Origin of the sequence: Caulobacter sp. Root343 (genome assembly GCF_001425745.1) — a bacterium.
GTDB lineage: Bacteria > Pseudomonadota > Alphaproteobacteria > Caulobacterales > Caulobacteraceae > Caulobacter.
In genome coordinates this window covers 258,826-269,149 of record NZ_LMDF01000011.1, presented here as the reverse complement: position 1 = coordinate 269,149, position 10,324 = coordinate 258,826, and the positions used below count along the sequence as shown (strand labels likewise).

Sequence of the window (10,324 nt, the reverse complement as noted above, 5' to 3'; positions counted from 1 at the left end):
GAGCTTGACCGTGGAAGCGGTCAAACCGTCGCGGACGCCAGCGCCGGTTTCGCGTGTTGTTCTAGCGCCAAGAGCCGGGGCTTGGCCGATCGGTAGCGATCGGCTGCAGGTGAAACTCTAAAGGCTGGGCGGGCTGGAGCCTTCGGCCGCTAACCCTCGGCGCGTTCGATGTCCGCGTCGCTGTACCCGAAGTGGTGGGCGACCTCGTGTACGAAGACGTGCTCGATCAGCGAGGCGATGCCGGTGTCGGAATCGAACCATTCGTCCAGGATCGGGCGTCGGAAGAGGCGGATGGTCGAGGGCATGGGCACGAGGTCGAGGACGCTGCGCTGGGTGAGGTCGACGCCTTCGTACACGCCGGTCAGTTCGAACGGATCCTCGATGTCCAAGGACGCCAGCAGGGCTTCGTTGGCGAAATCCTCGACGATCACACGCGTTTCGCCGACCGCCGACCGGATCGCGGGCGGAAGGCCTGTATGCGTCTGGTTCGCGATCTCCGCGAAATAGGCGGAGGACGGCGCCTTGAGGCCGAGCAACCCTTCGATGGGGGACGCGGCTCCGATGACACGCGCATCCCCGCCCAGTTCTTCGACTAGCACCTGGCTGATCAGGTCGCCGAGCGAGACGTCGCCGCGCTCGGCCCATTCATCGAGGATGGGGCGGCGGAAGAGCAACACCGCCGGGTCGGCGTTCTGGTAGAGGCCCGTCAGCGCGAACGGATCCTCGATCCCTTGGTCGTCCAGCATCGCCTCGGACGGGAAATCCTCGACGCGCACCGCCACCTGGCCCGCCACCCTGCCAGATCGGGCGCGGAAGTTGGCGGGCAGGGCGTCGAGCACCTGTTTGGCCAGGGCGGCGAAGTCGTCGAGCGACGGGGCGAGGCGGTCGGACCAGGTCATGACCCTCCAAATAGAGCGATTGAAGGCGAGCGCCATCCGGTCCTTCGGCGAAATAGCGACAGACCGTCACGTGCGGCCTTGATCGCGCTCTGGTCATGGCCGGACTAATCTGGGATTCTGATTCGACGACCCGCTGGGGTAAGCGACGCGCCTGATGACTTCGAATGACCTGATCCTCGCGGCGGCGGCCGGCGCGGTCTGCCTCGCCATTTGCGCCACCCTGTGGTCGCTGGGGCAGCGCCGGAGCTTCGAGGCCCGCATCGCCGCGCTCAAGGCGCGCCTGGCCCGGCAGGAGGGCGGGGCGTCCGGCGCCCAGGCGTGGGCCGAGGCCTTCGACACGGCCGTGATCGAGGTCGAGGGCGGCCAGGCCGGCCTGGTCTCGGGCGTCGAGAGCCTGTCGGCCTGCGCCCAGGCGCTGGGTGTCGGCCATGACGTCAATGCGGTGGTCGCGGCTTTGGGTCAGGCCGATCCCGACCACGCCCACAAGCTTTCGGCCCTGTTCGAGCGCGGCGAAGCCTGCGCCTTCGAGGTCCGAGGTCCGAGCGGTTCGGTGTCGGTCGAGGGCCGCGCGGCCGGGGCCCTGGCCTGGCTGCGGATGTCGGCGGTCACCGGCGCGGATTCCGGCCTGCCGTCGGCGGCCCGCTTCGCCGCCTTCGTCGACAGCGTCGCCGAACCGGCCTGGGTGGCTGGATCTGACGGCCAGGCGGTCTGGGGCAACGAGGCTTTTGTCCGCGCCGTCGGAGCAACCTCGGCCGCCGCGCCGGCCCTGGTCGGCAAGACCTTCGACCGCGCCGCCGACGCCCTGGTCATCGAGGCCGCCGAGAAGGGCGAACGCCGCGAAGCCCTGCGCTGGATCAATCTGGAGGGCCGCCGCCGCGCGTTCCGCCTGTCGGCCCAGCCGCTGGACGGCGGCGGGGTGGGCGTGTTCTGCGCCGACGTCACCGAGATCGAGGACGTCCGCGACGCTTTCAAGAAGCACGTCGAGGCCCACGACGAGACCTTGAACCACATCGCCGAGGCGGTGGCGATCTTCAGCCAGACGCGACGCCTGTCGTACCACAACACCGCCTTCGCCGAGCTGTGGGGCCTGGAGCGGGCCTGGCTGGACGAGCGGCCGACCCACGGCGAGGTGCTGGACCGCCTGCGCCAGCGCCGCCGTCTGCCCGAGACCATCGACTACGCCAGCTGGAAGGCGGCCGAACTGGCCCGCTACGAGGACCTGGGGCCCCAGGCCGACGACCTCTGGCACCTGCCCGACGGCCGGACCCTGAAGGTCGTGCGCCAGCCGCACCCGCTGGGCGGCATGCTGCTGATCTATTCCGACATCACCGGTGAGCTGAAGCTGCGGGCCCAATACAACGCCCTGATCCAGGTGCAGCAGGCCACGCTGGACAAGCTGAACGACGCGGTCGCGGTGTTCGGCTCGGACGGCCGCCTGCGCCTGCACAACGAGGCGTTCGAGACGTTCTGGAACGTCACCCCGCACGCCCTGGAGGCGGCCGGCGACTTCGAGGGCGTGGTCGAGCTGTGCGTGCCGCGCCTGCACGACCTGGCCTTCTGGCGCGACCTGAAGGGGCGAGTGGCCGATCCCGACCCGCAGATGCGCGCCCCCACCTCGGGCGAGGTGCGGACCTCGGACGATCGCATCGTCGTCTATCAGAGCCGGCCGCTGCCCGATGGCGCGACCCTGATCGCCTTCGCCGACGTCACCGACACCCGCGACCTGCAAAGCGCTCTTGCTGACCGCTCAGCGGCCTTGGCCGAGGCCGAACGGCTGAAGCGCGACTTCGTCGGCAACGTCTCGTACGAGCTGCGCACGCCGCTGACCACGATCATCGGCTATTCCGAGCTGCTGGAGCGGGCCGACGGCATTTCCGAGCGGGGCCGCAACCACGTCGCCGCCGTCCGCGCCGCCGCCACCCAACTGGCCCGCTCGATCGACGACGTGCTGGACATGGCCCAGATCGACGCCGGCGAGATGGCGCTGGAGATCGAGGACATCCGCGTCGCCGACCTGCTGCTGAACGCCCAGGAGCGCGCCCTGAAGGACGCCCAACTGGGTGGGGTGACGCTCGCGGTGGAGTGCGAGGAGGACGTCGGCTTGATCCGCGGCGACGCCAAGCGCCTGACCCAGACCCTGGACCATCTGGTCGAGAATGCCCTGCGCCAGACCCCGCCCGGCGGCCGGGTCACCCTGCAGGCTCGCCGAGCCCTGGGCGAGGTGCGGCTGGACGTTTCCGACACCGGCCGGGGCGTGCCGTTCCACGTCCAGGCCCACATCTTCGACCGCTTCGTCGGCCGCGACCGGGGCGGTCCGGGCCTGGGCCTGGCCCTGGTCAAGGCGCTGGTCGAGCTGCACGGCGGCTGGGTGGCGCTGGAAAGCGAACCGGGGGCCGGATCGACCTTCACCTGTCACCTGCCCGAGACCCAGCAGCCGGGGGCGATGCAGCCCGAGCTGGGCTTCTAGGATGATCCGGCTGGTGGTCCCGACGCCGGCCCCATGGGCCGTACTGTGCGCCGTCCTCCTGCTGGCTGGGCCGGCCGCCGCCCGCGACAAGCTGGAGATCAAGGACTGGTGGGGCGCCTGCGACAATGTCCGGGCCTGCACGGCCTACGGCTTTTCGTCGGATGATGTCGACGGCGTGGCCCTGCGCGTCCGCCGCGACGCCGGACGGAACGCTCCACCCCTGTTCGACCTGGTGCTGGGACCCGAGCAGGGCCGAGGCGTCGCGGGGGCCCTGGACCTGTTCATCGACGGCAAGGCCGTGGCGCGAACCGACGCTCCGGAAGGCGGCAACGAGGACTTCCGCACCTGGGCCGTGGCGGACGGCGCGGCGCTTTCGGCGGCGATCGCGCGGGGCGCCGGGCTAGAGCTGAGAGCCGGCAAGAAAGCCGTGGCGACGGTGTCGCTGTCCGGCGCTTCGGCCGTCCTGCGCTGGATCGACGACCGGCAAAAGCGAGTGGGCGGCGTCACCGCCCTGGTCGCCAAGGGGGCCGCGCCCGCCGCCGCCGTTCCCGCGCCGCCGCCGGCCCCGGTCATCCGCGCCGCTCGAGCCGTCAGCCAGAAGGGCCTGACCGACAAGCTCCCGGCCTTGGTGCGCAAGCGCATCGCGGGCCTGGACTGCACGTCCGACAATCCGGCGCTGGAGGCTCCGGAGTCGAGCCGACTGGGGCCGGGCCTGGTGCTGTGGGTGATCCCCTGCTGGGTGGGCGCCTACCAGACCGCCTCGGCCCTGGTGCTGGCCGACGAGGCGGGCGGCCATGCGCGTCTCGCCGACCTGGGCGATGGGGAAGGGGGCGGTCCGCGCGCCGCCGACGAACGGGCCATGGCCACCAACGCCAACTACGACGCCGACCAGCAGAAGCTCTACAGCTACGCCAAGGGCCGGGGCGTCGCCGACTGCGGGATCACCGAGACCCGTGTCTGGACCGGCAAGGCCTTCGTCCTGGCCGATCGCAGCGAACTTTCGGTTTGCCGAGGCCTGCCCGAAGAGTTCTGGGTCGAGACCTATCGCAGCCGTTAGCGACGGCTCGCGACCCGCACCACCCACATCGCATAAGGATATCTTTATGCGTTAATTGCTCGGAAGGGCTCGGGGCTGTATAAGCCCCGCCCAAGACACTTCATTCTCACGACTTCCGCAGGAGCCGACCGTGGCCGACTATATCGTCAAGGACATCTCGCTCGCCGATTACGGCCGCAAGGAAATCGCCATCGCCGAGACCGAGATGCCGGGCCTGATGGCCACGCGCGCCGAGTACGGCCCGGCCCAGGTCCTGAAGGGCGCCCGCATCGCCGGCAGCCTGCACATGACCATCCAGACCGCCGTCCTGATCGAGACCCTCACCGCGCTTGGCGCCGAGGTCCGCTGGGCGTCGTGCAACATCTTCTCGACCCAGGACCACGCCGCGGCCGCCATCGCCGCCGCCAACATCCCGGTCTTCGCCTTCAAGGGCGAGAACCTGGTCGAGTACTGGGAATACGCCCACAAGATCTTCGAGTGGCACGACGGCGGCTACCCGAACCTGATCCTCGACGACGGCGGCGACGCCACCCTGCTCTGCGTGCTGGGCCCCAAGGCCGAGAAGGATCCCTCGATCCTGAACAACCCGCAGAACGAGGAAGAAGAAGCCCTCTATGCCGTGATGAAGAAGTACCTGGCCGAAAAGCCGGGCTTCTATTCGGCCATCCGCAGCGCCATCACCGGCGTCTCGGAAGAGACCACCACGGGCGTCCACCGCCTGTACCAGATGGCCGCCAAGGGCGAGCTGCCGTTCCCGGCCATCAACGTCAACGACAGCGTCACCAAGAGCAAGTTCGACAACCTCTACGGCTGCCGTGAATCGCTGGTCGACGCGATCCGTCGCGGCACCGACGTCATGCTGTCGGGCAAGGTCGCGGTGGTCTGTGGCTACGGCGACGTGGGCAAGGGTTCGGCGGCCTCGCTGCGCCAAGGCGGCGCCCGCGTGATCGTCACCGAAGTCGACCCGATCTGCGCCCTGCAGGCGGCGATGGAAGGCTACGAGGTCCAGACCCTGACCGACGTCGCCGACAAGGCCGACATCTTCGTCACGGCGACCGGCAACAAGGACGTCATTACGGTCGAGGACATGCGCCGGATGAAGAACAACGCCATCGTCTGCAACATCGGCCACTTCGACTCGGAGATCCAGGTCGCCGGCCTGAAGAACTTCAAGTGGGACGAGATCAAGCCGCAGGTCCACCACGTGGAATTCCCGGACGGCAAGAAGCTGATCCTGCTGTCGGAAGGCCGTCTGGTGAACCTGGGCAACGCGACGGGTCACCCCTCGTTCGTGATGTCGGCCTCGTTCACCAACCAGACCCTGGCCCAGATCGAGCTGTGGACCAACAAGGCCAAGTACGAGAACCAGGTCTACACCCTGCCCAAGCACCTGGACGAGAAGGTCGCCTTCCTGCACCTGGAAAAGCTGGGCGCGAAGCTGACCACCCTGCGCAAGGATCAGGCCGACTATATCGGCGTGCCGGAAGCCGGCCCGTTCAAGCCGGACCACTACCGGTACTAGGCCTGGGGACCAGGAGGCTTGTCGCTATAAAGAGCGACGTTTCCGCTACGGAAATTGCCTGATTTTCCAAAGGGAAGGCCCGCTGGCGACGGCGGGCCTTTCTCTTTTGGCCTCCCCCGCGCAACCGCCCTATTCAAGTCCTCAATGCTCCGCTAATCGCTTTGCCATGCCGCTAGCCTTGATCATCTCCAGCCATGTCGCCGGCAGCCAGGTGGGCGCGACGGCGCAAGCCACCGCCCTGGCCCAGTTCCGGATCGACTCGATGGTCGTGCCGACGGTGCTGTACGGCCGGCATCCCGGCTGGGGCTTGCCCGGCGGAGCCCCGGTGCCGATCGAGGTGTTCGAGGGCATGCTGGACGGCATCGAGGCCAACGGCCTGTTCGGCCTGGTGGACGTGGTCATCACCGGCTACTTCGCCACCTCCGCCCAGGCCCGGTCCGCTGCGCGCGTGATCGACGCGGTGCGCGCGAGCCCGCGCCAGGGCGCGGCCACCCGCAAGCCGGTCGTCATCGTCGATCCGACCATGGGCGACGCCGGCAAGGGCCTCTACATCCCGGCCGAGACCGCCGACGAGATCATCGCCGACCTGATCCCGCGCGCCGACGTCGTGGCCTGCAATTCCTGGGAGCTGAAGAAGCTGACCGGAACCGACGCCCGCGACCCGGTCTCGGCCATGAAGGCCGCCCGGCTGCTGGGCAAGACGACCCTGGTCTCCTCGGTCCAGCGCGGAGCCGAGATCGGCGTCGTGCTGGCCGACAAGAAGGAGGCCTGGCTGGCCGCCCACGCCAAGGCCGAGCGCTCGCCCAACGGCACCGGCGACCTGCTGACCGCCCTCTACGCCGCCTCGATCCTGGAGGGCCAGACCTTCTCGTACGGCCTGGCCCGCGCCGTCGGCGGGGTGGCCGAGACGGTCACCGCCGCCAACATCTGGAACGCCCCCGAGCTGCCGATCGTGGCCATGGGCGCGCGGATCAAGCAGACCTCGCCGACCGTGCGCATCGAGCGGCTTGCATGACCGAGATCACCGGCCTCTGCCCCGACCGCTTCGCCCGCGTCCGCGACGCCTTCGAGGCCAATTTCGCCAATAGTGGCGAGCTGGGCGCGCGCTTCGCCTTCGCCATCGACGGCGAGATCGTCGTCGACCTGATGGGCGGCTTCGCCGACCGCAAGCGGGAGGTCCCGTTCGGTCCCGACACCCTGACGGCCCTGTTCTCGACCACCAAGGCGATCGCCGCCCTGCTGGTCGCCCGCCTGGTCGATGAGGGCCGCCTGGCCTACGACCAGCCCGTCGCCGACGTCTGGCCCGAGTTCGCCCAGAACGGCAAGCAGGCGGTCACGATCGAGCAGGCGCTGTCGCACCAGGCCGGCCTCTCCGGCTTCCCCGACGAGACCGACCCGGCCCTGTGGTTCGACTGGGACGCCACCTGCGCCAAGCTGGCGGCCATGGCCCCGTTGTTCCCGATCGGCTCGGCCAGCGGCTATCACCCTGTCACCTTCGGCTACCTCGCCGGCGAGATCTTCCGCCGCGTCGACGGCCGCACCATGGGCACGGCGCTGCGCGAGGACATCGCGGTTCCGCTGGGCCTGGACCTGTGGATCGGCCTGCCCGACAGCGAGCACGGCCGTGTCGCCGAGTTGATGCGGCCGACCGCCCTGCCCAAGTTCGGCGAGCTCAACGCCGCCGTGACGGCCGCCTTCCTGAAGCCGTGGTCCTCGCCCGGCGGCAGGGGCGCGGCCGAGTGGCGGCGGGTCGAGATCCCGTCCGCCAACGGCCACGCCACCGCCGCGGCCCTGGCCCGGCTGATGGGCGCCCTGGCCAGCGGCGGCAGCCTGGATGGCCGTTCGCTGATCACCCCGGCCGGGATCAAGGCCGCCACGGTCCAGCGCATCGTCGGTCAGGACCTCGTCCTGCCCTATGTGATCAGCTGGGGCGCGGGCTTCATGCGCAACGAGCCCAACATGTTCTACGGCCCAACGGCCGAGGCGTTCGGCCATTCGGGCTGGGGCGGCTCGTGCGCCTTCGCCGACCCGACGCGTGGGGTGTCGGGCTCGTATGTGATGAACAAGCAGGGCAATGCGCTGATCGGCGACCCGCGCGCCGTGCGCCTGATCGAGGCCGCCTACGCCTCGCTTTAGCGGCCGTCGCGGCCTAGCTTATGGCGTTGCTTGTCGTGTTTCCGGGCGAAGGAGAGAGCATGGCCCCGATCCGCATCGCCTCGCTGGCGCTCACCGCTCTTGTGCTGGCTGGCGCGGCCGACGCCCAGGACCGTGACTTCTGCGCCGACCGGCCCGGCAAAGGCTCGCCGCCTTGCGTGCTGGACGCGGGGCGCTTCCAGGCCGAGCTGGGCGGGGTCGACGCGGTCTTCAGCCGCGGCGGCGGGACCTCGGTCGACGACGTTTCCTACGGCGGCCTCGAATTGCGCCTCGGCCTGGCCTCAACGCTCGAGGGTCAGCTGAGCTGGACCGCCCGCGAGCGGGTGCGGACCAAGACCGGCGGCGCGACCTCGACCGTCTCAGGCGCCGGCGACCTGGGCCTGGCCCTGCGGTGGTCGCTGCGGAACCCGGCCGGCGACGGCGTCTCGGTCGCGGTCCAGCCCTTCGTCGTCGCCCCGACGGGCGCGGAGGGGATCGGCGCCGACGCTTGGCAAGGCGGCGTCATCGTCCCCGTCTCGATCCCGCTGAACGCCGACTGGTCGCTGAGCCTGGCGCCCGAGCTGGACGCGCGGGTCAACGCCAGCGGCTCCGGGCGTCACGCGGGCTATGCCCTGGCCGGCGGCGTGGGCCGCGCGGTCGGGCCGGTCAACTTGGGCGCGGAGCTGTGGGTCGATGTCGACGACGATCCTTCGGGGCGGATCACCCAGGCCAGCTTCGACCTGACCGCCGCCTGGACGCCCAAGGCCTGGCCCGACGTCCAGCTGGACGCCTCGGCCTATGCCGGTCTCAATCGCCGGACTCCGGACCTGGAGCTGGTGATCGGTCTCGCTCACCGCTTCTAGGCGCATCGGTTCTGATCGTGGCCGCACCGACGAGACCCGCCACGATCGCCGCCACGGCGCTGATCCCCATCACCCACGGATAGCCTCCGCCGCCGGGGGCGAAATAGACGAGGCCCAGGACCGCCACGGCCAGCAGGCCCGCGACCCGGGCGACGGCGTTGTTGATGCCCGAGGCGACGCCGGCATGGCTGGACGGGACCGCCGCCATCACCGTGCTGGTCAGCGGCGCGACGCTGATCGTCATGCCCAGGGCCAGCACCAGCAGGCCGGGCAGCACCCCGGTCCAGAAGCCGCTTCCCAGCCAGGGCGCGGCCAGCAGGGCGAAGCCGAGGCCGGCGACGATCGGACCCACGGTCAGCATGGCCCGCGCCCCGACCTTGTTGGCCATCCGACCGGCGAACCCCGACAGCGTCCCCATCACCGCCGAGATCGGCAGCAGGGTCGCCCCGGCCCCGGCGGCGCTGTAGCCGTGCTTGGCGATCAGTTCGTAGGGCAGGAAGAACATCGCCCCGGTCAGACCGAAATACAGCGCCAGGGTCAGCAGGTTGGCGCCGCTGAACGTGGTCGAGCGATAGAGGGTCAGCGGCATCATCGGGTGCTTCTCGCGACCCTGCAGCACGACGAAGCCGACCAGGATCGCCGCGCCGGCCGCGAGGGCGCTCCACACGGTCAGGCTCTGCCAGCCGCGGGCGCCGGCGGCCGTCAGGCCCCAGGTCAGGGCGCCCAGGCCCGAGGCGGCGAGGACGGCGCCGCGCCAGTCCAGGTGCTCGACGTCCGGGTCGCGGCTCTCGGGCACGGCCTTCAGGGTCAGCCAGACGGTGGCGGCGGCGATCGGCAGGTTGATCAGGAAGATGGCCCGCCAGGAGACGGCGTCGACCAGCCAGCCGCCCAGCACCGGTCCGAACGCCCCGGTCACCGCCCCGAAGCCGGCCCAGGCTCCGATCATCGGGCCGCGCGCCTTCTCGTCGAACGCGGCGCCCAGGATGGCCAGGCTGGCCGGCACGACCATCGCCGCGGCGATCCCCTGCAGGGCGCGGGCGGCGATCAGGAAGGCGATGCTCGGCGAGAGCGCGCAGCCCAGGGAGGCGAGGGCGAACAGGGTGACGCCGATGACGAACACCTTGCGCCGGCCCCAGCGGTCGCCGGCCGAGCCGCCGATCAGGACCAGCGAGCCCAGCAGCAGCAGGTAGGCGTTGACGATCCACTGGATCTGCTCGGGCCGCGCGTTCAGCGCCTGGCGGATGGCGGGCAGGGCGACATTGACGACCGAGCCGTCGATGAAGGCCAGGCTGGAGCCCAGCACGGTGGCCGCCAGGATCAGGCGGCCGCGCGCGGGCGAGATCGTCTCGTCGGGGGAGGTCTGCTCTCTGGTCATGGCCGTGA

Annotated in this window: 8 protein-coding genes and 1 pseudogene; 6 read left to right on the top strand and 3 right to left on the bottom strand. The window is 70.2% G+C overall.

Annotated elements, in window-relative coordinates; all coding sequences use genetic code 11:
• Positions 1–149: 149 nt before the first annotated feature.
• Both ASC70_RS26065 and ASC70_RS23065 read right to left on the bottom strand, forming a co-directional pair.
• On the bottom strand, positions 150–599 hold the full coding sequence (locus ASC70_RS26065) for a metallopeptidase family protein (RefSeq protein WP_235522743.1): 450 nt from the start codon (positions 597–599) through the stop codon (positions 150–152).
• A pseudogene (locus tag ASC70_RS23065) lies at positions 579–899 on the bottom strand (metallopeptidase family protein); the annotation flags it as partial. The gene ASC70_RS26065 and the pseudogene ASC70_RS23065, both read right to left, overlap by 21 nt.
• Positions 900–1,053: 154 nt before the next feature.
• Here ASC70_RS23065 and ASC70_RS23060 point away from each other — a divergent pair.
• The 6 genes from ASC70_RS23060 (at position 1,054) to ASC70_RS23035 (ending at position 8,941) form a co-directional block, all read left to right on the top strand.
• Positions 1,054–3,366 (top strand): ATP-binding protein, encoded by a 2,313-nt coding sequence (locus tag ASC70_RS23060; protein WP_056055158.1) that lies wholly within the window; start codon positions 1,054–1,056, stop codon positions 3,364–3,366.
• Position 3,367: 1 nt separating this feature from the next.
• Positions 3,368–4,423, top strand: coding sequence for a DUF1176 domain-containing protein (locus ASC70_RS23055; protein ID WP_056055155.1), 1,056 nt, complete (start codon positions 3,368–3,370; stop codon positions 4,421–4,423).
• A 130-nt stretch (positions 4,424–4,553) separates the two neighbouring features.
• Entirely contained in the window at positions 4,554–5,945 is a 1,392-nt protein-coding gene (gene ahcY, locus ASC70_RS23050; RefSeq protein WP_056055152.1) for an adenosylhomocysteinase, read from the top strand.
• A gap of 166 nt (positions 5,946–6,111) precedes the next feature.
• Positions 6,112–6,960, top strand: a complete 849-nt coding sequence (locus ASC70_RS23045; protein WP_056055150.1) for a pyridoxal kinase — start codon at positions 6,112–6,114, stop codon at positions 6,958–6,960.
• Positions 6,957–8,081 carry a serine hydrolase domain-containing protein gene (locus ASC70_RS23040; protein WP_056055148.1) on the top strand — a complete coding sequence of 375 codons (1,125 nt, stop codon included), beginning with the start codon at positions 6,957–6,959 and terminating at the stop codon, positions 8,079–8,081. Before ASC70_RS23045 ends, ASC70_RS23040 begins: the two co-directional genes overlap by 4 nt.
• Before the next feature lie 59 nt (positions 8,082–8,140).
• Positions 8,141–8,941: a transporter gene (locus ASC70_RS23035; protein ID WP_056055143.1), complete on the top strand. Its 801-nt coding sequence runs from the start codon at positions 8,141–8,143 to the stop codon at positions 8,939–8,941.
• Here the strand turns inward: ASC70_RS23035 and ASC70_RS23030 are convergent.
• Positions 8,886–10,316, bottom strand: coding sequence for an MFS transporter (locus ASC70_RS23030; RefSeq protein WP_056055140.1), 1,431 nt, complete (start codon positions 10,314–10,316; stop codon positions 8,886–8,888). The genes ASC70_RS23035 and ASC70_RS23030 overlap by 56 nt on opposite strands.
• Between the last annotated feature and the right edge of the window lie 8 nt (positions 10,317–10,324).